Source organism: Halobacillus sp. Marseille-P3879, assembly GCF_900240285.1.
Taxonomy (GTDB): Bacteria; Bacillota; Bacilli; order Bacillales; family Halobacillaceae; genus Halobacillus_A.
On the sequence record NZ_OESS01000001.1, the window covers coordinates 362,947 to 385,747 of the forward strand.

At 42.5% G+C, this 22,801-nt stretch carries 23 protein-coding genes and 1 riboswitch; of the genes, 18 read left to right on the top strand and 5 right to left on the bottom strand.

The genetic code is table 11. The features are described from left to right. Nucleotides 1-23: 23 nt before the first annotated feature. Nucleotides 24-1,709: a PucR family transcriptional regulator gene (locus C1A12_RS01865; RefSeq protein ID WP_101842150.1), complete on the top strand. Its 1,686-nt coding sequence runs from the start codon at nt 24-26 to the stop codon at nt 1,707-1,709. 35 nt (nt 1,710-1,744) lie between these two features. Here the strand turns inward: C1A12_RS01865 and C1A12_RS01870 are convergent, their stop codons facing one another. Further along, complete coding sequence (locus tag C1A12_RS01870; protein ID WP_101842151.1) at nt 1,745-2,272, bottom strand: DUF3221 domain-containing protein; 528 nt, start codon at nt 2,270-2,272, stop codon at nt 1,745-1,747. Between the two features lie 112 nt (nt 2,273-2,384). Further along, nucleotides 2,385-2,494, top strand: a riboswitch (TPP riboswitch). Nucleotides 2,495-2,585: 91 nt separating this feature from the next. Between C1A12_RS01870 and thiW the strand changes: the two genes are divergently transcribed. The 5 genes from thiW to thiE are packed head-to-tail and all read left to right on the top strand — an operon-like array spanning nt 2,586 to nt 5,991. After that, a complete protein-coding gene (thiW, locus tag C1A12_RS01875) occupies nt 2,586-3,086 on the top strand; it encodes an energy coupling factor transporter S component ThiW (RefSeq protein ID WP_101842152.1) in 501 nt (166 codons plus the stop codon). 25 nt (nt 3,087-3,111) lie between these two features. Further along, nucleotides 3,112-3,801, top strand: coding sequence for a thiaminase II (gene tenA / locus C1A12_RS01880; RefSeq protein ID WP_101842153.1), 690 nt, complete (start codon nt 3,112-3,114; stop codon nt 3,799-3,801). Further along, nucleotides 3,798-4,601 carry a bifunctional hydroxymethylpyrimidine kinase/phosphomethylpyrimidine kinase gene (thiD, locus tag C1A12_RS01885; RefSeq protein ID WP_101842154.1) on the top strand — a complete coding sequence of 268 codons (804 nt, stop codon included), beginning with the start codon at nt 3,798-3,800 and terminating at the stop codon, nt 4,599-4,601. The genes tenA and thiD overlap by 4 nt, the downstream gene beginning before the upstream one ends. Further along, on the top strand, nt 4,601-5,371 hold the full coding sequence (gene thiM, locus C1A12_RS01890) for a hydroxyethylthiazole kinase (protein WP_101842155.1): 771 nt from the start codon (nt 4,601-4,603) through the stop codon (nt 5,369-5,371). The genes thiD and thiM overlap by 1 nt, the downstream gene beginning before the upstream one ends. A gap of 2 nt (nt 5,372-5,373) precedes the next feature. Beyond that, complete coding sequence (thiE, locus tag C1A12_RS01895) at nt 5,374-5,991, top strand: thiamine phosphate synthase (protein ID WP_200816535.1); 618 nt, start codon at nt 5,374-5,376, stop codon at nt 5,989-5,991. Nucleotides 5,992-6,023: 32 nt separating this feature from the next. Here the strand turns inward: thiE and C1A12_RS01900 are convergent, their stop codons facing one another. Beyond that, complete coding sequence (locus C1A12_RS01900; RefSeq protein WP_101842157.1) at nt 6,024-6,344, bottom strand: CHY zinc finger protein; 321 nt, start codon at nt 6,342-6,344, stop codon at nt 6,024-6,026. Next, a complete protein-coding gene (locus C1A12_RS01905) occupies nt 6,331-6,771 on the bottom strand; it encodes a hypothetical protein (RefSeq protein ID WP_101842158.1) in 441 nt (146 codons plus the stop codon). Before C1A12_RS01905 ends, C1A12_RS01900 begins: the two co-directional genes overlap by 14 nt. A gap of 301 nt (nt 6,772-7,072) precedes the next feature. On the opposite strand from C1A12_RS01905, the gene C1A12_RS01910 reads away from it, so the two are divergent. The 10 genes from C1A12_RS01910 to C1A12_RS01955 all read left to right on the top strand — a co-directional run bounded on the left by C1A12_RS01910 (nt 7,073) and on the right by C1A12_RS01955 (nt 18,289). Continuing rightward, nucleotides 7,073-8,230, top strand: a complete 1,158-nt coding sequence (locus tag C1A12_RS01910; protein ID WP_101842159.1) for an FtsW/RodA/SpoVE family cell cycle protein — start codon at nt 7,073-7,075, stop codon at nt 8,228-8,230. Nucleotides 8,231-8,433: 203 nt separating this feature from the next. After that, nucleotides 8,434-9,648 carry a M24 family metallopeptidase gene (locus C1A12_RS01915; protein WP_101842160.1) on the top strand — a complete coding sequence of 405 codons (1,215 nt, stop codon included), beginning with the start codon at nt 8,434-8,436 and terminating at the stop codon, nt 9,646-9,648. Nucleotides 9,649-9,652: 4 nt separating this feature from the next. Further along, a complete protein-coding gene (locus tag C1A12_RS01920) occupies nt 9,653-10,636 on the top strand; it encodes a cyclodeaminase (RefSeq protein WP_101842161.1) in 984 nt (327 codons plus the stop codon). After that, nucleotides 10,623-11,822, top strand: a complete 1,200-nt coding sequence (locus C1A12_RS01925) for a cystathionine gamma-synthase family protein (protein ID WP_101842162.1) — start codon at nt 10,623-10,625, stop codon at nt 11,820-11,822. Before C1A12_RS01920 ends, C1A12_RS01925 begins: the two co-directional genes overlap by 14 nt. Nucleotides 11,823-11,837: 15 nt before the next feature. Beyond that, nucleotides 11,838-13,013 (top strand): M20 family metallopeptidase, encoded by a 1,176-nt coding sequence (locus C1A12_RS01930; RefSeq protein WP_101842163.1) that lies wholly within the window; start codon nt 11,838-11,840, stop codon nt 13,011-13,013. Nucleotides 13,014-13,024: 11 nt separating this feature from the next. Further along, nucleotides 13,025-14,077 carry a homoserine dehydrogenase gene (locus C1A12_RS01935; RefSeq protein ID WP_101842164.1) on the top strand — a complete coding sequence of 351 codons (1,053 nt, stop codon included), beginning with the start codon at nt 13,025-13,027 and terminating at the stop codon, nt 14,075-14,077. A 15-nt stretch (nt 14,078-14,092) separates the two neighbouring features. Continuing rightward, the gene (locus tag C1A12_RS01940; RefSeq protein WP_101842165.1) at nt 14,093-15,541 is read left to right on the top strand and encodes an aldehyde dehydrogenase family protein; all 1,449 of its coding nucleotides are present in this window, start codon (nt 14,093-14,095) and stop codon (nt 15,539-15,541) included. A 116-nt stretch (nt 15,542-15,657) separates the two neighbouring features. Further along, nucleotides 15,658-16,386: a CAP domain-containing protein gene (locus C1A12_RS01945; protein ID WP_235001506.1), complete on the top strand. Its 729-nt coding sequence runs from the start codon at nt 15,658-15,660 to the stop codon at nt 16,384-16,386. 113 nt (nt 16,387-16,499) lie between these two features. Further along, a complete protein-coding gene (locus C1A12_RS01950) occupies nt 16,500-17,201 on the top strand; it encodes an SGNH/GDSL hydrolase family protein (RefSeq protein ID WP_101842166.1) in 702 nt (233 codons plus the stop codon). 101 nt (nt 17,202-17,302) lie between these two features. Further along, nucleotides 17,303-18,289 (top strand): Gfo/Idh/MocA family protein, encoded by a 987-nt coding sequence (locus C1A12_RS01955; RefSeq protein WP_101842167.1) that lies wholly within the window; start codon nt 17,303-17,305, stop codon nt 18,287-18,289. A gap of 27 nt (nt 18,290-18,316) precedes the next feature. Here the strand turns inward: C1A12_RS01955 and C1A12_RS01960 are convergent, their stop codons facing one another. Then, nucleotides 18,317-18,700 carry a helix-turn-helix domain-containing protein gene (locus C1A12_RS01960; protein WP_101842168.1) on the bottom strand — a complete coding sequence of 128 codons (384 nt, stop codon included), beginning with the start codon at nt 18,698-18,700 and terminating at the stop codon, nt 18,317-18,319. Continuing rightward, entirely contained in the window at nt 18,681-18,908 is a 228-nt protein-coding gene (locus C1A12_RS01965) for a hypothetical protein (RefSeq protein ID WP_235001507.1), read from the bottom strand. Before C1A12_RS01965 ends, C1A12_RS01960 begins: the two co-directional genes overlap by 20 nt. Nucleotides 18,909-19,209: 301 nt before the next feature. Between C1A12_RS01965 and C1A12_RS01970 the strand changes: the two genes are divergently transcribed. Further along, nucleotides 19,210-20,919 carry an ABC transporter ATP-binding protein gene (locus C1A12_RS01970; protein WP_101842170.1) on the top strand — a complete coding sequence of 570 codons (1,710 nt, stop codon included), beginning with the start codon at nt 19,210-19,212 and terminating at the stop codon, nt 20,917-20,919. Then, the gene (locus C1A12_RS01975; RefSeq protein WP_101842171.1) at nt 20,919-22,742 is read left to right on the top strand and encodes an ABC transporter ATP-binding protein; all 1,824 of its coding nucleotides are present in this window, start codon (nt 20,919-20,921) and stop codon (nt 22,740-22,742) included. The genes C1A12_RS01970 and C1A12_RS01975 overlap by 1 nt, the downstream gene beginning before the upstream one ends. Nucleotides 22,743-22,801: the final 59 nt, after the last annotated feature.

A 22,801-nucleotide genomic window follows, 5' to 3' on the forward strand; every position in this document is an offset into this window, starting at 1 on the left:
GAGTGAATGAATGGGGTGGGAAAATGGGAATACCTGTAAAGGATGTTTTGCAAATCCCTGTACTTGAACCAGCACGAGTGCTTACTGGGGAAGCATTTGTGAGCAGCAGGGAGATTGAGTGGATTTCCGTAATTGAAACACCTGTAGAAAATTTCGTCAGGAAGAATGAATTTGTATTAAGTACAGGTATTGGCTGTAGTGAAGACCCCGTAGCGTTAGAGAATTACGTGCAGGACGTCATAGACTCCGGTGCCTCGGTTCTCGCATTCGCGACTGGCCGGCATATTTATAAAATTCCCGACCGGATCCTGAAGAAAGCCGCAAACCATGATTTTGTACTGATGGAAATCCCGTGGGAAGTCAGATTTGGTGATGTGCTGCATGATGTTCTTCAGGAAATAAGCCGGCAAAAACACGTAGAACAGCAGCGAACTGAAGAAATCAGGCAGGAATTAATTAACTGTGTCTTAAATGGGAAAGGCCTCCAGGAAATTATGAAAATTGTTTATGAGAATACTGTCATTCCCGTAGCCATTAGTGATCATAACAAGCTCGTCCGTGCCAATTACTATTTTGATCAGCGTATGATCCAAGTCTTAAACGGAGAAGTACAAGGAGACTACCAGCTTATTCTGTCTCAAGAAACTCCTTTTAAAGACCACCCTTTATATCACTATATTGAGAAGTATCTGATTGGAGAGGATGATTGTTACCAATTAACGATATTATCGAATTATAAGAAACAAGGGTATTTACTATTTAAACCAGCTTCTGATACAGAACTCACCTGGTCGAACTTGAACATTTTAGAACACGCTCTCACAGCTTGTGCCCTATATTTTGTTAAAGAGAATGCCATTGAAATGACAGAAATAAGGTTGAAAGATAACTTTCTCCTCGATTTGGCCAAGACAGATATGGAAATGGATAAACAACTTCAGTCGAAGGCCCATTTGCTCGGATATGATCTTACTAAACCGTATATTTGTCTTGTTGGAGAAATTCGCTTTAAGAAAAAAGTCGATGATCTTATCGGAACCCCGGACCAGGCTGTCATGTCTTCCTCCATGCATAGTCGAAATTACTATATTCAGAAAGAAGTAGCCCATGCCGGTGATGTATTAAAAAGGAGAACGATGGCAACTTTTGAAGATGGCGAAGTAATTGTTTTCCTTGAAGCTGATAATCGACCTTATATGGAAACAGCGAACCAATTCCTGGATTTAGTAGAACGACGCCTGAATGAATTGCTGGCCGGGATTAATATTTCCTGGGGAATATCAATGCATAAAGATGGGGTTTATACGTTTCATAAAAGCTACAACGAAGCGGTTACAGCCTTCAATATAGGGAGGCAGCAGCATGAAGCCGGAGAGCGTACTTTTTTTAGTGATACGCGGATGAACCGTTTATTAATGGCCCTTTCACACGAGAAAGAAATTGAACAGATTGTACGAAGTACGTTACAAAAGCTGATTGAGTATGACCAAAAACGACAAACCGACTTAATTCACACATTTATTGTCTACAACAAATACAATAGTAATGTAAGCCAGACAGCCCGGGCTTTAAATTTACACCGTCAATCCTTACTCCACAGATTGCGTAATATTGAGCAGCTGACAGGCCTTTCACTATTGAATGCGGATGATATGTTTTTAATGGAATTGAGTGTACGTCTCTGGATGTTAAAGAAAGTAGACGAATAAAGAAGGAGAGCTCGACTCAAAGGAGCTCTCCTTAACTATTGTTCTTCAAATTTTTCATCGGGTACAATGACCTTTTCAGATCCGCTTTCTGTTACTGTAGATCTCAGCTTTACGACCCACTGATTCTCATTTTCATCAAAGTTTAAAGATTCGATTGCCAGTGCATTGCCCCGCTCTACTTCACTTAAAGCACTTGCTAGTGCCTGAGCCTCTGTTAAATCCGCTCCTTCAGGCCGTTCTGGATCTAACACAGTGACTTCCCCTGCTTCACCCTGCATGGGGGTGGATTCAGCCACCGGACCGTCAATCGTAACTTCAACTTTTTTTCCGAGCCACATATCTTCTTTTACGCCAGAAACCCAAATTGGTTCTCCTCCATCGGGTTCTATACGGTCAACGACTAAAATGCTCGTTTCATTCTGGTCCATTACATACCCTGAAAAGGTGGAGTTGTCTTCTTCATTATCCGGTGCCGCATTGCCGTTGGAACCTTCCTCTTCTTCTACGTTCGTTGTCCCACAGGCCGCTAATAACATTAAAAAGAGAAGCATCCATTTTTTCATTCTTTATATCTCCCTCGTTAAAAAATGGTAGATTCATTTCAAATACTACACCTTCCACAATGACAAATACAAGAACCTTTGTTATGATATATCCATCCAAGCGAATATTCATAGTTACTACTAGGGGGGCCCGAATGGGCTGAGAGGAAAGCGTGAACTCTTTCCGACTCTTATATACCTGATCTGGTTAGCACCAGCGGAGGGAAGTAGTCAGACACGATGTCTATTACTCTACCTATACTAGTCAGGTCCTCTTAGAGGGCCTGACTTTTCTTATGTCTAAGCCCTCATATTAAAAGAAGGGAGGAAACCAATGAAGAATCGAACTAGACTGCTTACAACCATGGCCGTATTTGTGGCGATAGGAACACTGGGATCTCAATTGTTGTGGTTCCCGGCAGGAGTCGCGAAAGCTTACCCTGTTCAGCACGCTGTGAATGTTTTGTCAGCCATTACTTTGGGACCTGTGCCCGCGGTAGCGATTGCCTTTACCATCGGCTTGCTTAGAAATTTATTAGGCTTAGGAACGCTGCTTGCCTTTCCAGGCGGCATGATCGGTGCTCTATTTGCCGGATATTTATACAAATGGACAAAAAGGAACGGTGCTGCCGCTTCGGGTGAAATGATTGGATCGGGACTGATTGGCGCTTTATTCTCTGTACCCTTTGCCAATCTGCTCATGGGGAGTAGTGCGGGAGCTTTTGCTTTTTTACCCTCATTTCTCGTCAGCAGCATAAGCGGATCCTTGCTTGGATGGCTTCTGGTATCGAGATTGTCCCACTTGAAACAAACCACCCCATTGAACTACCAATAATATAAAAATAAAGGAGGACAAACGTATGAGTTTTACAGAAGAACTAAGAAGGGAAAACAATGATATATTCAATGCAATCTTTAACCACCCGTTTGTAGATGGAATAGGTAAAGGGGACGTCCCTCATGATTCTATTGCCCACTACGTCAAAGCAGATTATGAGTATTTAAATGCCTTTATGCACATTTATGGAATCGGCATTTCTAAATCGAACGACCGAAAAGACATCAAGTACTTTAACGAACAAATCTCTTTTACGATGAACAGCGAGGCCCACCCTCACCAGAACTTCTGTGACGTCATTGGGGCAGGCTATGATGAACTACACGGCTACCCCCTTCCTCCGACGGCTGATCATTATGTGAAACATATGATGTACCATGCCCAGTCTGGAGGGCTCGGGGAACTTTTAGCTGTTATGCTTCCCTGCCCATGGACCTACCTTGAAATTGGCAGACATTTAATGAAAAAGTATCAGCCAACCCCTAGGGATACTTTCTACCCTTGGATCGAATTTTACGCTAATGAGGATTTTGAAACGCTCTCAGAGGCCATGCGTACTCGCTTGGACGAGTTGGCCGACCAGGCATCAGAAGCCGAGCGCAAACGAATGAAGGAGGCTTTCCGCAAGAGCTGCCAGCTTGAGCTGAAGTTTTGGGAAATGGCATACACTTGTGAAAGCTGGCCTCATGAGGAAGGAGTGACCACAAAATGAGTAAGGTTTCTACAGCTTTAACGATTGCTGGAACGGACCCAAGTGGAGGTGCCGGCATCCAGGCAGATTTAAAAACATTCCAGGAATTAAAGAGTTATGGGATGAGTGTGGTTACGTCAGTCGTTTCTCAAAATACCACCGGGGTTAAAGATGTTCACCATCTTCCAGTTGAGTTTATTAAAAGCCAATTGGAGGCTGTGTCTTCCGATATGCCTGTGCATGCCTTTAAAACAGGAATGATTGCCAATATGGAGATGATGAAAGTCATTGCTGAGTGGATACCTGAAATATCAGCTCCCTACGTTATGGACCCAGTAATGGTAGCGACGAGTGGAGATCCCTTAATTGAAGAAGAGTCACGCAGCTATTTACGGGATCATCTTCTTCCATTAACAGCTATTGTGACTCCAAATATACCCGAAGCTGAATTTCTGCTCGATGCTCAAGTGGAAAGCATCGAAGATATGAAACAGGCAGCTGAACAAATATGCACTCGATTTGGTGCAGGGGCGGCTCTTATAAAAGGCGGACACATGGAAGGAGATGCCGTAGACTTCTTATTTGACGGGTCTTCCATTCACGAATTCAGAAGCAGACGAATCAATACGAAAAATACACACGGGACAGGGTGTACGTATGCAGCAGCAATTACCGCTTTATTAAGCCAGGGAGTAGCGTTGGAACAAGCCGTTAGTCACGCTAAACAGTTTGTCACTAAAGCTATTCAATATTCGTTTGATCTAGGCAAAGGAAGCGGACCGACAAATCATTTTGCGGGACGTGTGAAGGAGGAAGAGTAATGACAGTCAAGCTCGTAAATGAAGTACGGGAAAAAAAGCCGTTGATTCACAATTTAACAAATCAAGTTGTCATGAACTTTAGTGCGAACGGTTTGCTGGCTTTTGGAGGTTCACCGATAATGGCAATGGCAGAAGAAGATGCTGCTGATATCGCTCAATTATCAAATGGGGTACTTATTAATATCGGCACTTTAACGGAACCTCATCTGCGGGCGATGATAATTGCAGGTAAAGCGGCAAATGAAAAAGACATACCAGTTGTCATTGATCCTGTAGGCGTAGCGGCAACTTCATATCGAACGGAAGCATTTAACCGTATTATCAATGAGGTTCACCCGGCTGCTATTAAAGGAAATGCTGGAGAGATGGCTCACCTCGTTGGAATCAATCTTGAAACAAAAGGTGTTGATTCAGTGGGTGAAGGGGATCCTCAGATGATTGCCAAAAAGGTAGCTTCTTCGTTTAACACAATAGCAATAGTAACTGGAGCAGTTGATGTAATTAGTGATGGGGAAGAAGTTGTAACGAATGAAGCAGGCCATGAATGGCTGGCAAAAGTAACAGGATCGGGTTGTTTGTTAGGATCTATTCTGACTGCTTGTTTATCAACTTCAGGCAGCCGTTTGGATCAGGCGTATGCTGCTGTTAGATTCTACGGCCTCGCAGCTGAAAAGGCCGCTCGTCATACAAACGTAAATGGACCGGGGACGTTTGCCGTCCGCTTCATCGATGCTCTTGCGATGGATCTAACGAAGCTTGAGGAGGGCTGAGCTTGGAGTTAAGCAAGCAATTAAGGAAATATTTAATTATGGGAAGTCAGAATTGCGATCGTAATCCCGAAAGGATCCTCAAGGAAGCGATCGAAGGAGGAATTACGGCCTTTCAATATCGGGAAAAGGGGCCTGGTGCTCTGGAAGGAGAAGAGAAGCTTGCTCTTGGCAGGAAGCTCCGCAGTCTTTGCCGGAAGCATAATGTGTTGTTTATTGTTAACGATGACAGCGGTTTGGTGGAGCCTCTTGATGCTGATGGCATTCATGTCGGTCAGGATGATGTCGATGTGCAGGAACTGCGTACCCTTTTTCCAAAAAAAGTGATTGGGTTGTCTATATCAAATGAGGTTGAACTGCGGCGAAGTTCAATTGAAGCCGTTGATTACTTGGGTGCGGGCCCGGTCTTTGCCACTTCTACTAAGGTAGATGCGAAGGAAGCTGTTGGTGTGGAGTGGATTGAAAAAGTGAAGCATATCCATCCAGAAATACCGCTGGTCGGTATCGGGGGGATTACGGTGAACAATGCGCGTGAAGTAATAAAAGCCGGAGCTGATGGTGTGTCGGTCATTACTGCGGTTACAGCTGCTGTTGATGTAAAAGAGGCGGTAAGAAAATTGTAAATGAAAGTCCCGCCGGATCCGGTGGGACTTTTTTACATCTCAAAATAGAGGGGGAAGTGATTGCTGCACCTCTCATTGAACCTGTGAGAACAATGGGGACACTCGCTGGTATTCATGTATTGGCTGATGGGAAGTTCATTCTTACAATGACCGCACATGATTCCATATTCATCCTGCTGGTCTTTGGGCCACTTAGCAGGCGAATGATCAGTTAATTCTTGATGACAGTAGTAGCAGGCGTAATATTTATGGCAGCAATAGAATTTGATGGCAACAACATCTACTTCACTGTGGTAATGCTCACAGCGGGATTCTGAATCCAGGTTCATTCCATTAACCTTAGGTTGGTTCATAGGGGGTCTCCTTCCGTCTTGCTTTCATAGCTGAAAGAAAATAAGCGATCGTAGCAGCAGCTCCACTGATAAGAAAGGAGCTTTTTGAGACATGGCCAAATTCAGCCTCTGTCATTTGCGCAGATGCAGCAACAGGGAATTCAGGTACGTAATTCATTGTTATAAGATAGCCTGAAGCCACTTCGAGGATTGCATATATTATCCCAAAACTAACAATAAAAATCATGTATTTAGTCAGCCATTCTCCTCTATTTCCTGACCTGTTTTCTTTCCTTCTGAAAAAACCAGATATGAGAAGAATGATTCCCAGAGTTCCAATTATAAATTCGACGTAGTAAAAGTTCCCTTCGTTCAACAGACGAATGAGAAATTGTCCACCGAATAAGCCTGTTAACAGCAAACCGAAAAAAATTGCAGCAAACTTCATAATAATCCTCCTTGCACGAACTATCCTTTCTTCTCGTTAAAAACGGGTTAAACATTTTTTCATTACACTGTCTAACCATAAATGGAATTTTATTACTTTAAGTGTAACACGTCGCTTTTATACTTACTATCAAGAAGAAGTAAAGTACCTTTAGAATAGGGTTTTATGGTAAACTGTTATTTTAGGGATGTGAAGATTATGTAGTGTTTTCGAGTTCAATCTTCTCTTTAAGAGTGAGATATGATTAAATAGGTTTCGGCGAGTTTTTATCATACCCTGAGAAAGGGGGAAAAGGGTTCAATTGAACTTTGAAGAACGTTTTGATTGGAAGCTTTGTTTCATTCTTTGTTTATTTATTACGATAAGCTGTGTCGCGTTATACAGTGCACAGCAAAGTCCTCAATATAGTGAAAATTTCATGCTGAAACAGCTTGTCTGGTTCGGAGCTGGCGGGGTCATCATTGGAATTATGCTTTATTTTGAACCTGACTTTTACAAGAAGATAAGCTGGCCTCTTTACATCGCCGGTCTTCTGATTTTAATCGGGCTGGTCATCGCACCTTCTTCGATTGCTCCTATTGTCAAAGGACAAAAAAGCTGGTTTATTTTACCTGGTTTTGGGTCGATTCAGCCTTCTGAATTTATGAAGGTATTTACGATTCTTATATTAGCCAATGTGGTATCGAATCACCATGAAAAGGTACGAGCAGTCACCATCAAAAGTGACTTTATTTTACTTGGGAAGATTGTCGGTTTAACAGCCCTGCCTTTAGGCCTGATTATGCAGCAGCCTGACCTGGGGACAGCACTAGTGTTTATAGCAATTATGTCAGGGATGATACTGATCTCCGGGATTACTTGGAAGATTATTATTCCTTTATTCGGCTTAGTTGCGGGAGGCGGTGTAGGAGTGATCTGGCTGGCTCTTTCCTTTCCTCAACTGCTTGACCAATACTTAGGTGTTAAACAGTATCAATTAGGACGGATCTATGCCTGGTTAAATCCCCAGCAATACGGGTCATCGGAGGGTTTCCAGTTAATTAGAGCGATGCGTTCTATAGGTTCCGGCCAAATGTTTGGTAAAGGGCTGGGAGAACGAGAGCTTTATTTACCGGAAGCTCACACAGATTTTATCTTCAGTATTATTGGCGAGGAGTATGGGTTTTTCGGCAGCTGTGTTGTTTTGCTGGCCTTTTTTATGTTTATTTACCGATTAACTACAATTGCGACTAGAGCTAATAATAGATTCAGTACGTACATGATGGTTGGACTCATAAGCATGGTTGCTTTTCATGTGTTTCAAAACATAGGCATGTCCATTCAGTTACTGCCGATTACGGGGATCCCGCTCCCTTATATCAGTTATGGCGGTAGTTCCCTGCTTGCATTCTTAATAGCCATCGGGCTTGCTTTTTCAGTTTCTTACCACCACCGAACATTTATGTTTGGTAAAGACTAAAAAACGCGTTTCTCTTCTAATGGGGAAACGTGTTTTTTTTATTGGTCTGATCAGTATCCTCAAAGCATGATTGCCAGAGTGAATTTATGTATAAAAACAACTAATAAAATTTCATACAATTTTTACATTACATAACAAAATAGTAATGAATACAATAAAAGTATAGTAATCCAAATATTCAGATAATAGGGGGAGGGATAGTTATGGTGCTTCCATTTGATATTCTAGAATATCATCAACGACTTAAGGGGACAAAAGAGCGCATGGCTGAGAAAGGAATTGATGTGCTTCTGATAACGGATCCGGCAAATATGAATTATTTGTCAGGCTATGATGCGTGGTCCTTTTATGTTCATCAAATGCTTGTCATTGTTATTGATGAGCCGCAGCCAATCTGGATCGGGCGTCATCAGGATGCAAATGGCGCTCGCGCGACTACGTGGATTTATGAAGAAAATGTGATTGCTTACCCGGATTATTACGTGCACTCAGACATTTACCATCCTATGGATTTCATTGCTGAAATTTTAACTCAGGTCGGGCAGGGCAATCGAAGCATTGGTGTTGAGATGGACCATTACTATTTTACAGGTATGGCCCTTGAGCGATTAAAGAAAGGGATGCCGAACGCTCAGTTTAAGGATGCCTCCCTGCTCGTCAATCGCGTCCGAATTGTAAAATCCGATCAGGAAATTGAATATATGAAGCGTGCCGCGTCTATTGCTGACTTAGCAATGACGAAAGGTGTTGAAAGCATATGTGCAGGCCGGAGAGAATGTGATACCGCTGCTGAAATTTACTACCAGCTTGTTAAAGGTACTCCAGACCATGGTGGTGAATATCCAGCGATCGTTCCATTGCTGCCGACAGGAGATCATACTTCCATTCCGCATCTTACCTGGTCTGATCGTCCCTTTGTAGATGGCAGCCCGGTAATTGTTGAATTAGCCGGTTGTTATAAGCGTTACCACGTGCCCCTTGCTCGAACGGTTTCAATCGGGGAGCCTAATCAGAAACTGGAGCTGCTGGCCCCAGTGGTGTTAGAAGGGATCCAAAATGTATTAGAAGCTGCAAAGCCAGGGGTAACGTGCAGTGATCTTGAAGCGGTTTGGTCGAAGAGTATTAAAAAGCATGGATTTGAGAAAGAATCCCGGCTTGGATACTCAGTAGGTCTGAACTATCCGCCTGACTGGGGAGAGCATACAGCGAGTATTAGAAAAGGGGACCCTACCGTACTTGAGCCAAATATGACGTTTCATTTGATTCCGGCTTTATGGTTTGACTATGACGGTATTGAGATCAGCGAAACATTTAGAGTCACGGAAACAGGCTGCGAACGATTTACGACATACCCGCAGGAACTTATAGTCAAGCGTGAGTCCTCTATATTGATAAACAGCAGCGACCAAATTAGTTAAGGGGGTGGGAACGATTCGTTTATATGAACGGGATCGAATTGAACGGGTGATACGACTGGATACTACTTTAATCGATAAAGTAGAAGGGGCTTTTACCGATTTAACAACAAAACAAGTGACAATGCCGCCGATTATGCGAATCGATGTCCCGGCGAATAACGGCGAAGTAGATATTAAGTCTGCTTATATTGAAGGATTAGACAGCTTTGCGGTTAAGTTGTCTTCCGGATTCTTTGATAACCCTAAACGAGGTCTTCCCAGTGCAAACGGAATGATGATTCTGTTAAGTGCCGAAACCGGGGAGCCTCTGGCTGTCTTTGCTGATAACGGGCTGTTGACTGACTTAAGGACAGCTGCTGCAGGAGCCGTAGCTGCCCGTTCTTTAAGCAGAGAAGACAGCAGGACAGCAGGGATAATTGGTACAGGTTCTCAAGCCAGATATCAGCTCGAAGCGCTGACTACGGTACGTGCCATTGAACAAGTATATGTGTTTGGGCGCAATGAAGAGAAAGCAGAGCTGTACAAGAGAGAAATGGAAACGAAACTTGGTATTGCTGTGAAAGTCATGACAACGGTAAGAGAAGTGGTTGAAAACAGTGATATTGTCGTTACCACTACACCTGCTGACGAGCCGATTATTCATTCGGAATGGCTCCATAAGGGATTGCATATAACTGCGATGGGTTCTGACGCAGAGCATAAGCAGGAGCTTAGTCCAGAGGTCCTGGAAACAGCAGATCTGTTTGTATGTGATGTGGTTAGTCAATCTGAGCGTCTAGGTGAATTAAGGGCTTGTTCAAATCAGAAGGTAATAAACTCAGCAGTTGAGCTTGGCCAGATTACAAGCGGGAGTAAAGACGGCAGAATAAGTAATGATCAAGTAACGATTTGTGATTTAACCGGAACGGGGGCACAAGATACAGCGATCGCCCGGTATGTATATCAATTATTGGTGAACAGGGAGGATGAGAATCATGAAAGAAGCTAAATTTGGAACAAAATCAATTTGGGCTGGAGAAAAAGATCAATTAGCATTTGGAGCTACGCAGGTACCGGTTGTTCATAGTGTTTCTTTTGGATATGACGATATGGATGACTGGTATGAAGTTGCGATTGGCAATAAAAAGGGCCACATTTACGGCCGTAACACGAATCCGACCGTAGAAGCTTTTGAAGAGAAAATCCGGATCCTTGAAGGCGCAGAAGCAGCAACCAGCTTTTCTACTGGAATGGCGGCGATCAGCAATACTCTTGGTACGCTGCTTCATCCCGGCGACAGGATTGTTTCGATTAAAGACACTTATGGCGGAACGAATAAAATTTTCACAGAGTTTCTTCCTCAGTTGAATATAGATGTCATGCTTTGTGATACTGGTGATCATGATGCGATTGAATCAGAAATAGAGAAAGGCTGCAAGGTCCTCTATTTAGAGAGCCCAACCAATCCAACTGTAAAAATAACTGATATTAAGAGAATGGCCAAAGCTGGTAAAGCGGTCGGAGCAACAGTCGTCGTAGATAATACGTTTGCTACACCTGTTAACCAGAATCCAATTGATCTCGGTGTTGATTTGGTGATTCACAGTGCAACTAAATTTCTCGGAGGGCATGCCGATGCTTTAGGAGGAGCAGTATGCGGCAGTAAAGAGCTTGTAGAGAAGATTTATCATTACCGTGAAATCAATGGAGCCACATTAGATCCGATGGCGGCTTACCTTTTATTAAGAGGGATGAAAACTTTAAAGCTGCGGATTGAAAAACAGAACCAAAATGCTCAGCAAATTGCTGAATTCTTAAAGCAGTTCGACGTAGTAGAAGATGTGTTTTATCCAGGTTTGGCAGAACACACAGGTCATGAAATTGCGAAGGAGCAAATGAGAGGATTTGGCGGTATGCTTAGTTTCTCCGTCAAAGGAGGCGTTGATACGGTTCGTCACCTGCTTCCAAGCTTAAAATACGCAAACCGTGCAGCTAACCTTGGAAGTGTAGAAACAATTGTCGGACCAGCAAGGACCACGAGTCATGTAGAATGCACTCCTGCAGAGCGAGCAGCGATGGGTATTCCTGAAGGGCTGATTCGCTACTCAGCCGGCATTGAAGATATTGAAGATTTAAAACAAGATTTAGAGCAGGCGTTTCAGGCACTTCCAAAGGATTTAGCGGTTCAGAGCTAAACTGAGGTGAGGTTGATGAAGCAGCGGAACGTCTTAAACCATAGGAAAAAAGCCGAAGCTGTTTACCCGGAGCTGGTCAAATGGAGACGCGATTTTCATAAACATCCGGAATTAAGCTTTAATGAGAAACGGACGAGTGAAAAAGTTATAGAGGTTTTGCAAAGCTTTGACGGGTTCCACATTCAATCTAACGTGGGAGGTTATGGAGTGATAGCCTCCCTGTCCAATGGGGACGGTCCGGTTATCGGACTACGGGCGGATATGGACGCTTTACCGATTCAAGAGCAGTCGGCCTGTGAATATGCATCGAGGAATCCCGGCGTCATGCATGCTTGTGGCCATGACGCCCATACAGCGATATTGCTTGGGGCGGCCAAAATATTAAGTGAAAACAGAAAACATTTAAAGGGCACGATTAAGCTGATTTTTCAGCCGGCAGAAGAGGCTTGTGATGAAAATGGCGAGTCTGGAGCTGTGAAAATGCTCCAATCGGGTTTCCTGGATGATATTGATCGTGCAGTGGCTTTGCATATGTGCCCCTGGCAGCCAAGAGGGACGATTCAACTGCATGACGGTCCCAGTATGGCAAACAATGACGAATTTGATCTTGCCATTAAAGGGCGAGGAGGACATGGAGGTTATCCTCAGGATACAATTGATCCCTTATGGCTTTCGGCGCAGGTTCTTCAGGCCCTCTACAGCATGAATGGACGTAAAATAGATCCTTTACAAGTGGGAACAATCAGTCTAGGGCAGATACACGGCGGGAAAGCTCACAATATTATTCCTGATGAAGTGATGGTTAAAGGAACCATTCGCTCTTATGAAAAAAACGTACGTTTGACGCTGATAGATGAGCTTGAAAATGCAGCTTCTCTTGCAAGTGCTTTAGGCGGATCCTATGAATTAAGGATAAATGAAGGGGAACCGGCACTGATCAACCATCCTTATATCAATGAAATTATTGAGAAAGCAGCAGAGGGTTTTCATATTGTTAAGAAACCTTTTGGAATGGGAAGTGAAGACTTCAGCTATATAACGGAAAAAATTCCGGCAGCCATGTTTTTTCTCGGATGTAGACTGGAAGAAGAACGCGGCCTGCATCATCCACAGTTTGACATTGATGAATCCGCCCTGGTTGATGGTACAGCAATTTTAGTCGGTTTTGTAGAACATTTGTTAAAAAGGTGAGGAGGAGGACAATGACAACAAATATTGCATTTATCGGGTTTGGAGGCGTTGGGCAGGCCCTGGCGGAAATCATAAGGGATCGAAAAAACAGCTTAGTATCATCCTATGGGTTAGACGCAAAGATCGTAGCAGTCTCAGACGTAATGAAAGGGTCGATTTATCACCCGGAAGGTTTGGATATCGATGAACTGCTGTCCGCTGTACGGGAGAAGGGATCCGTAGAAGCTTATGGAAAAGCTCCTCACGCTACTACCGGGTTAGACAGTATCGAGACGATCACTAATACAAATGCTGACGTTATTGTTGAAGTAACATTTACAGATGTGAATACAGGGGAACCGGCTATTACTCACTGCCGCAAAGCCTTTGAGCACGGGAAAAGCGTAGTGACTACGAACAAAGGGCCTGTGGCACTTGCTTATCGTGAACTGGAAGAACTGTCCAGAAAAAATAATGCCTTTTTCGGATTTGAAGGCACTGTGATGAGCGGAACGCCGGCATTGCGTATGCCGATAGAAACGTTAGCAGGCAACCAAATTACAGAAGTACGTGGAATATTGAATGGAACGACGAATTATATTTTGACCGAAATGGAAAAAGGTCAGTCATATGAAGAGTCATTAGAAAAAGCACAAAAACTAGGGTATGCAGAGGCCGACCCGACAAGTGACGTAGAAGGGTACGATGCGCGGTACAAAGCAGCCATCCTTTCCAATTATATAATGAATAACCCGATCTCCCATAAAGAAGTGGAGTGTAAAGGGATAAGCGGTGTCACTTTAGATGACGTACAATCTGCTTTAAAAGAAGGAAAAAGGTGGAAGCTGCTTGCTCGAATAAAAAATGAAAAAGGAAAGGTGAAGGCTTCTGTGATGCCGGAATGCATTGAAAACAGCGATCCGCTGGCAAGTGTAACAGGGGCAACTAACGCGATTGTATATGAATGTGACTTATCCGGTCCGATTATGTTAACGGGCGCAGGAGCAGGACTGAAGGAAACGGGGTTTTCGTTGTTAATTGACTTAATTCATTACCAGAAGGAGAAAAAGCTGGCCAAAATTTAATGGGTGGTGATTACTATGCATACGAAGGTGAAAGCGATGAAAATGCTTATCGGCGGGAAATGGGTAGAGGGAAAGAAGTCTGTGGAAGTTGTGAACCCTCAAAACAATGAGCCGATTGCTACTGTCCCATTAGCTTCGAAGGATCAAATGTTGGAAGCGGTTGAAGCGGCGGAGAGAGCGTACCAGACCACTACGGTATGGCCGACTCACGAGCGGATTGCAATCTTAACAAAGGTTTCCAACTATATGATGGAGCATGCAGAAGATTTTGCTAAGGTTATTGCAAGTGAAGGGAGTAAGACCATAAATGAAGCCCGTGGGGAAGTAAAGCGTGCCGCTCAAACGATTCAGATCAGTGCGGAAGAAGCACGCAGAATTAACGGAGAAACAATTAACTTCGACCAGAATGAAGGCAGTGAGAACCGCGTTGGATATTATTATCGTTTTCCGATCGGTGTAGTAGGAGCCATTACGCCTTTTAATGACCCCTTGAATATGGTAGCTCATAAAATTGGTCCAGCGATTGCTTCCGGCAATGCCATTGTGCTTAAACCGGCGACAGTAACTCCGCTTAGTGCATTAAAATTAGCTGATGCTTTTGTGAAAGCGGGACTGCCGGAGGGATTTCTCTCAGTCGTAACTGGGTCTGGACGTGAGATTGGTAATACACTTGTGCAGCATCCTGCGGTGCAGATGATTTCCTTTACCGGAGGACCGGAAGCAGGTGAAAAAATTACTCAAAAAGCAGGAACAAAAAAGCTAAGCATGGAGCTTGGATCTAATTCTCCTGTAATTGTCCTTGAGGACGCTGACTTGCATGATGCTGTACAGTCTACGGTGTCCGGAGCTTTCTCAGCTGTTGGTCAGAATTGTATTGGGGTTCAAAGAGTTTATGTGCAAAAAAGCATATATGACACTTTTCTCGATACGTTTGTTAATCGAACCTCAGAGCTTAATGTAGGCGACAAAATGGATGAATTAACCGATATGGGTCCTTTAATTAGTGAAAAGGAAGCACTTCGAGTAGAAAACTGGGTAAATGAAGCTGTAGGTAAAGGAGCAGTAGTTGAATTCGGTGGAAAACGTAAGGGTGCTTACTATACGCCGACTATTTTATCGAATGTCCCGGAAGATGCCACCATTGCAAAGGAAGAGATCTTCGGTCCTGTTGTTTTAATTTATCCTGTGGATTCGCTGTATGAAGCTGTAGAGAAGGCAAACGATGTAAACTACGGTCTGCAGGCCGGTATTTTCACAAGTAATATTAATCAAGCCTTTTATGCCATAAAACACATGAATGTGGGCGGTATCATGATCAATGACAGCAGTGATTATCGAATTGATGCGATGCCGTTTGGAGGTACAAAGGGTTCAGGTATCGGACGTGAGGGAATTCAATTTGCAATTGAGTCCATGACCGAAGCAAAGGTGGTTTCCTTTAGGCTTCAAGAAAAATTATTATAAGAATTATACAGGAAAAGCCACTATATTTTAGTGGCTTTTTCCTTTGCTTTCAAAGGATATTTTCTCTCCTCATGCACAAATTAAAGGGGAGGAAAGATTCCTTAAGGAGGCAAAACATGATGAGAAAAATAATTTACACATCATGCATGATATTATGTGCGTCAGCTCTTACGGCATGTGGTGCTAATAATGATGACCCGGCGGATAATGCCGCATCAGAATATAATCAAGTTACCTATGGACCGGGTGCTGAAGGCGAAGATAGACGTATGAATGATTTAAATCGTTTTGATGAGAATTTCCCGTTTGATAACAAAACCCCTTTTTATCCGTACGATCGGAATACAGAGGAAAATCGACAACAGTATAATAACGACGGACCGTATCCTCACGGTGGAGAGGAACGAGAAGGAGATCAAAAAAGGGAACAGCAAGAAAGATCTGGTGACCAGGAGCAACAGCAGGTTACAGGGGATATCCACGAACAAGTTGTACAGTTGACAAATGAAGCACGGGAAGAGCAGGGATTAGAGCCGCTTGAGCTAAGTGAGGAAGTATCTGAAGTAGCTCAGGAGAAATCTGAAGACATGGCCGAAAATGATTATTTTTCCCACACTTCTCCAACTTATGGCAGTCCTTTTGACATGTTGCAAGAGTTTAACGTTGACTATAATACAGCTGCAGAGAATATTGCTGCTGGACAGCAGACACCTGAAGAAGTAGTGGACGGGTGGCTGAATAGTTCAGGACACCGTAAAAACATTATGAATGAAAACATGACGGAAATTGGCGTAGGTTATGAAGAAAATGGTCATCACTGGACCCAGATGTTTATTGGAAATTAATCAAAAGACGCGATCCTTCGCGTCTTTTTCATTTGGAAGAATTAACATCGATTGTTTTCCTAAAGAGTCTGGAATGCTAATAACAACCATTTATTATCCAGGAGGTGATCTTCATGAAAAAGATCCTGCTCGTGTTCTGCTTTGTTTTTTTTCTACAAAACATTCAGCCGTATTTTACTCAAGCGGATTCCCGACAGCTCACTGCCATTGGTGATTCGATCCCTTATGGTTACAACTTAAGCAAAGATAATCACGACCCTTCAGAAAAAGCTTTTCCATATACAATCGGGGAACAGGCTGGACTTGAAGTTACGAATTTAGGGATCCCCGGGCTTACTTCAGAAGAGCTGTTAAAAGCGGTAAAGCATAACGACATATTCAGGGATACGATTCGGGAATCCGATTATATAGTCCTGTACATTGGAGGAAACGATCTTTTAAATTTACTAAAGAAACATAAAGGTGTTAAAGGAATTGATATGGATGAAGCGGCCATCGTTGTACGCAATCTTTTATTTAATGTTTATTCTATTATAATGGAGCTTGATCAATTAACTGATGGTAAAATTCTTGTATATAACATTTATAACCCCTATCCAGAAGAAGGAAAATCGCTGGATCGGCCTCTTCAGTATATTAATACTCAATATAGTTCATTGATTAAACTGCTCAGCCATTTTACAGAAGTGAGGCTTGTAAATGCTTATAAGGCATTTAAAGGTCATCCTGAATACATTTTAAAGGATGATGTTCACCCAACAGCTGAAGGCCAAATCGTACTTGCGAATTTAGGATTAAAAAAACTAAAGAAGTAAGGATAGGCAGACAAAGGAACCATGTCTTTGCTTCTTTTATGTTTTCCCTTAAGAACTTGTTATAATGAGGGTAACTTTGATTAAATAAGGGGAATTTACATATGATTCGATTTGGAATAATTGGTACTAATTTTATTACTGAGCTGATGATTGAGGCGGGGCAGCATTTAAGTGGTTTTAAGCTGCAGGCCGTCTATTCCCGGACAGAGGAACGAGCAAAGGAGTTCGCCCGATCCTGGAAAGCCCCGCTCATTTTTACCTCTGTAGAAGATATGGTGAAAAGCGATGAAGTGGATGCAGTCTATGTGGCAAGCCCAAACTCATTTCATGAGGAACATGCTTTATTGGCGATGAAGCATGGGAAACATGTACTTTGTGAAAAACCAATGGCTTCAAACGAAGCAGAAGTTAATAGAATGGTTCAAACGGCAGCAGATCATAATGTAGTCCTTATGGAAGCTGTTAAATCCACCTTGATGCCATCCTTTTTGTCGATTCAATCAAACCTTCATAAAATCGGTAAAATCCGCCGTTATACAGGCAATTTCTGTAAGTATTCCTCCCGTTATGACGCCTACAGGGAAGGAACAATTTTGAATGCATTTAATCCGAAGTTCTCAAATGGGTCTTTAATGGACTTAGGGGTGTATGGAATTTATCCGATGGTCGTGCTGTTTGGCCAGCCTGAAAGCATAAAGGCCAATGGAGTAGCTTTAGAATCGGGGGTAGATGGAGAAGGAAGCTTAATTGCTCATTATAAAGATATGGAAGCAGTAATTATGCATTCGAAAATCAGTCATTCCTATGCTGCCTCAGAAATACAGGGGGAAGAGGGAGTCATCGTTATTCCTAATATTTCTGAGCCTAAAGATGTGTATATTCAATATAATAACGGAGAAGTCGAAAGCCTGGATATTCCAGATCAGTACCCGCCGATGTATTATGAAATTGAAGAGTTTACGAAACAAATAGAAGACCGCCGCCGGTCAGTATGCAACAATTCTTTAGAAAACAGTCAACTGGCGGCTCACCTATTGGAAGAAGCCAGAAAACAAATGGGGATTTCGTTTCCTGCCGATGAGCATTAAGCTGGAAAAGCGGACTAGTGTTGTTACTTAGTCCGCTTTTTTATGGGATTGCAATATTTCTTCGTGGATAGAGGGATCTGGCTTGCGTGTTCTCATTTTTTTGTGAACCAGCCCCCACTTATTCATCGATTCTAAGAATGAGTATGTAGATTGCCCGTAGGGTGTCAGCCGGTATTCCACTCGAGGGGAGACGGTACCAAAATCAATGCGTTCTACCAGCCCTTCATCAATCAGTTTACGTAATTCCCGCGAAAGGATTCGAGACGAAATATTCCCGTCAATCGCCCGTCTTAACTCGTTAAAGCGAAGTTGATTGTGATGGATTAATTCCCATAAAATTACACCCTTCCACTTTCCGCACAAGACTTCCAGAGTAATATCAATTCCTGTTTCACTCTTCCCATCCTTCATCAGTGTCACCCCGTCTTGCTTCATCCGTTTGTTTTTTCATCGCTTTCTGATACCCTTCCATTATCCCTTGAGCATAAACTCTATTAAGAACGGTCATGGTATGGGGAATGACTTGATCATTAGAGGAATCTGATATTTTGTTCAGTAAGTCCACTAATTCCAGAAATTCATCAGTAACAGGGAAGATGGGCTTAATGTTATCTTTCAAATTATCACCTTCCATCAACGATACTTTTGTACCATAATATTTTATGCGGTTTTACAAATCTCTACAAGTAGTTACAATTTTGTTACCGTAAAATATTAATGTAATAATACCTAAGCTCTATTTTGAAGACGATATCCCGGTTAAAGATTCTGCAATGGTGGGCTGTGAAAAGATAAACGCCGACAAGAAGAAATTCTACAAAAAACAAGGTCCTGTCCATAGAAATTCCAATCAGTTCTACCCCGGCAAGAAATCCTGTATAATTATTAGGAACTCTCAAAGAAACAGTGGAGGACATTTTATGAAAAAAATTTTTTCATATGCCTTAGCATACAAATCGTCAGCCATTATTGCTCTGTTGTTAATGTTAATTGAACTGGCGGTGGAACTTGTACAGCCTTTGCTGATGGCTCATATAATTGATGAAGGAATTATCAAAGAGAATTACACGGTTGTATCTATATGGGGAGGAGTGCTGATCGGGCTGTCTTTGCTGGCTTTTACCGCTGGTATAACGAACTCCTTTTTTGCAGCTAACGTAAGCCAGGGTGTAGGCTTTGACCTGCGCCGGGACTTATTTAAGAAAGTACAAGCTTTTACAAATGAGAACTTCCAATCGTATTCTACACCGAATTTAGTCACTAGAATGACAAACGATGTGATCCAGATTCAAAACTTAGTTCTCATGCTGATGAGAATTGCGTTGCGAGCTCCATTATTTATTGTGTTTGCTTTAGTTATGGCTTTCACTGTCAATGTGACATTAGCACTCATCCTTGTAGCAGCCGTTCCTGTTCTAGGTGGGTTTCTATTTTGGATTCTGCTGAAAGGGGTCAAGCTTTTTAAAGGAGTTCAGTCCCGTCTTGATGGGGTGAACACGGTCATTCGTGAGAACCTGTCTGGTATACGTTTAATAAAAGGTTTTAATAGAGGGGATTATGAAGAGGAACGCTTTCAGGAGGTAAATACCTCACTGACGGTAAAAAATAAACGAGCCTTATGGCTGATGGAAGTAGCTATGCCCGTCATTATGCTGGGAATGAATATTGTTATTCTTGTCCTCCTTTTTACAGGAGCTGTCCAGCTTAATATGGGGGGAGCTCAAGCGGGTGAAGTAGTTGCTGTTATTAATTATGCGACACGGATTATGTTTACTTTTTCTATATTTTCTTTTTTAATAATGGTATTTTCCCGCGGAAACGCCTCTGCCAATCGCATCAGCGAAGTGTTGGAGGAACAGACTCCGTCATTTCTTGCAGCTGAAGCAGGCAGAGACCTGAATGTTTCAGGAAATGTTACCTTTGAAAATGTAGCGTTCTATCGCGAACATTCGGAGGTCTTAAAAGATATATCGTTTAGAGTAAAGGCAGGAGAAACTGTAGGCATATTAGGAGAGACAGGGTCTGGCAAAACGTCTCTTCTTCACTTGCTGCCTCGCCTGGTAGAGAAAAACAAAGGCTCCATTCTATTTGATGAGATAGACATCGAACGTATTAACATTAAAAGCCTGCGCCGGCAAATCAGTCTTGTTCCTCAAGACATTCATCTATTTTCCGGAAGTGTGAAAGAAAATATTGCCTGGGGAAAAGAACACGCCGATGAACAGGAAATTATTGAAGCAGCTAAACAGGCGGAGATTCATTCTTTTATTACTTCTTTGCCAAATGGCTATGAAACAATTCTTGGACAGAAAGGTGTAACTTTTTCAGGAGGGCAGAAGCAGCGTCTCTCCATTGCCAGAGCGCTTGTTCGAGATCCTAAGATTTTAATCCTTGATGATAGTACGAGTGCCCTGGATGCTCATACGGAGGCAAGACTATTACAGACGTTAAAACAGCGGAATTGTACCATTTTTATGGTTGCCCAAAAGATCAGCTCACTGCGAGCCGCGGACCAGATTTTAGTTATACAAAAGGGGAGTTTACTTGCAAAGGGAGATCATCACTATCTGCTTTCTTCAAGTCCCTATTACCGACAGGTTTATCAATCTCAGCAAGAGGAAGTGATGTAATGGCTGACAGTAAATCAAGCAATCGACCGGTCATTCAACGTCATCACCATGGGATTGGGACAGCCCCGCCTAAAGTTGAGAACATGAAGTCAACGTTGAAACGAATTTGGAGTTACATGTATGAGGAGAAAGGTAAGTTTAACCTTGTTCTAGCCATAATTGTGCTAAGCTCTGCGTTATCTCTTTTAGGACCTTATTTACTGGGTGCAGCCGTGGATAAAGTGATTGCTGAACGGAATGCAGGAACATTATGGATGATGCTGAGCCTTTTATTTGGTGTATATGTGTTTCATTCTCTATTTCTCTGGCTTCAAAATTATTGGATGATCACTATTTCTCAAAATACGGTTTATAAAATGCGTCGTCATTTGTTTTCCCATTTGCAGCGGCTCCCTATATTATTCTTCCAAAAGCGCCAGCAGGGAGAACTAATGAGCCGTCTGACGAATGACATGGAAAATGTAAGCAGGACTTTGAATACGGCAGTCGTTCAATTTGTAACAAGTGTCCTCACGATTCTCGGTACGCTTGTGATTATGTTTTGGCTCAGTCCGCTCCTTACATTATTGACTATTACGATCGTTCCTGTAATGTATTTCGGAATGAAATGGATTACAAAGCGGACTGGTAAGTATTTTAAAGAGCAGCAGAAACATTTAGGAGATGTGAATGGGTATGTAGAGGAAATGTTTTCAGGGCAAACGATTATTTCTATGTTTTCACGGGAAGAACGGGTGATTAAAGATTTTGAACGAAAGAATGAAGCCTTAAAAAAATCTGGCTACTGGGCTCAAACCTATTCAGGATTTATTCCTAAACTAATGAACATGCTTAATAATATAAGCTTTGCGATCATTGTAGGGGCCGGAGGATTGCTTGCATTAAATGAAAGCATTTCTATAGGAATTATCGTGACGTTCACAACTTATTCCAGGCAGTTTACCCGTCCGCTTAATGATCTGGCGAACCAATACAATATGATCCTCTCTGCTGTAGCCGGAGCAGAGCGGGTTTTTCAAATCATTGACGAAAATGAAGAAAAGCAGGATGAAAGAAACGCTGAAAATATAAAGGAAATTAAAGGTGATATAAAATTTCGCTCCGTCCATTTTTCGTATGAGGATGAAGAAGAGACGTTAACCGACATTAACTTTCACGCAGCATCTGGAGAAACTATTGCGTTAGTTGGGCCTACAGGGGCTGGAAAGACAACAATTATTTCATTGCTTTCCCGCTTTTATGAAATTGATGAAGGGACTATTCTCATCGATGGAAAAGAAATTAATACGATTACCAGGGATAGTTTAAGGAGTCAAATGGGCGTTGTCCTGCAGGATTCGACCATGTTCCATACTACAATTAGAGAAAACTTGAGGTATGGGCGCCTGCATGCAACAGATGAAGAAGTTGAGAAAGCAGCTAAAGCGGCTCACGCTCATGAATTTATTACACAGCTTCCTAATGGATATGATACAGTTCTTGATTCTGACGGAGGAGGAGTAAGTCACGGGCAGAGACAGCTGCTTTCCATTGCCCGGGCCATGCTTGCAGATCCGGCTTTACTTATTCTAGACGAAGCGACTAGCAGTATTGATACTGTTACTGAAATAAAAATTAACGATGCTCTTGCCAGGCTTATGAAAGGCAGAACCAGTTTTGTTATTGCTCACCGGCTCAATACCATTCGTGCAGCAGATCAAATATTAGTGCTTCAGCATGGAGAGATTATAGAGCATGGGGATCATAAGGAACTGTTAGAACAAGGAGGGTTTTATTCCGAATTAGTCAGAGCCCAGCAAGCTGAAAGCCAGGCATCTGTATAAAGAAGGGTTTATAACAAAACACGGAATAAAATATAAAATAATCCGAACGATTTTGTTGA

Bases quoted from the DNA above. Each gene is read 5' to 3' on its own strand.
- thiW (WP_101842152.1), top strand. From the start codon at position 2,586: ATGAAGAATCGAACTAGACTGCTTACAACCATGGCCGTATTTGTGGCG.
- C1A12_RS01865 (WP_101842150.1), top strand. From the start codon at position 24: ATGGGAATACCTGTAAAGGATGTTTTGCAAATCCCTGTACTTGAACCA.
- C1A12_RS01950 (WP_101842166.1), top strand. From the start codon at position 16,500: ATGAAAAAGATCCTGCTCGTGTTCTGCTTTGTTTTTTTTCTACAAAAC.
- C1A12_RS01915 (WP_101842160.1), top strand. From the start codon at position 8,434: ATGGTGCTTCCATTTGATATTCTAGAATATCATCAACGACTTAAGGGG.
- C1A12_RS01925 (WP_101842162.1), top strand. From the start codon at position 10,623: ATGAAAGAAGCTAAATTTGGAACAAAATCAATTTGGGCTGGAGAAAAA.
- C1A12_RS01940 (WP_101842165.1), top strand. From the start codon at position 14,093: ATGCATACGAAGGTGAAAGCGATGAAAATGCTTATCGGCGGGAAATGG.
- C1A12_RS01930 (WP_101842163.1), top strand. From the start codon at position 11,838: ATGAAGCAGCGGAACGTCTTAAACCATAGGAAAAAAGCCGAAGCTGTT.
- C1A12_RS01970 (WP_101842170.1), top strand. From the start codon at position 19,210: ATGAAAAAAATTTTTTCATATGCCTTAGCATACAAATCGTCAGCCATT.
- C1A12_RS01905 (WP_101842158.1), bottom strand. From the start codon at position 6,771: ATGAAGTTTGCTGCAATTTTTTTCGGTTTGCTGTTAACAGGCTTATTC.
- C1A12_RS01975 (WP_101842171.1), top strand. From the start codon at position 20,919: ATGGCTGACAGTAAATCAAGCAATCGACCGGTCATTCAACGTCATCAC.
- C1A12_RS01945 (WP_235001506.1), top strand. From the start codon at position 15,658: ATGATGAGAAAAATAATTTACACATCATGCATGATATTATGTGCGTCA.
- C1A12_RS01935 (WP_101842164.1), top strand. From the start codon at position 13,025: ATGACAACAAATATTGCATTTATCGGGTTTGGAGGCGTTGGGCAGGCC.
- C1A12_RS01870 (WP_101842151.1), bottom strand. From the start codon at position 2,272: ATGAAAAAATGGATGCTTCTCTTTTTAATGTTATTAGCGGCCTGTGGG.
- C1A12_RS01955 (WP_101842167.1), top strand. From the start codon at position 17,303: ATGATTCGATTTGGAATAATTGGTACTAATTTTATTACTGAGCTGATG.
- thiM (WP_101842155.1), top strand. From the start codon at position 4,601: ATGACAGTCAAGCTCGTAAATGAAGTACGGGAAAAAAAGCCGTTGATT.
- C1A12_RS01960 (WP_101842168.1), bottom strand. From the start codon at position 18,700: ATGAAGGATGGGAAGAGTGAAACAGGAATTGATATTACTCTGGAAGTC.
- C1A12_RS01900 (WP_101842157.1), bottom strand. From the start codon at position 6,344: ATGAACCAACCTAAGGTTAATGGAATGAACCTGGATTCAGAATCCCGC.
- thiD (WP_101842154.1), top strand. From the start codon at position 3,798: ATGAGTAAGGTTTCTACAGCTTTAACGATTGCTGGAACGGACCCAAGT.
- tenA (WP_101842153.1), top strand. From the start codon at position 3,112: ATGAGTTTTACAGAAGAACTAAGAAGGGAAAACAATGATATATTCAAT.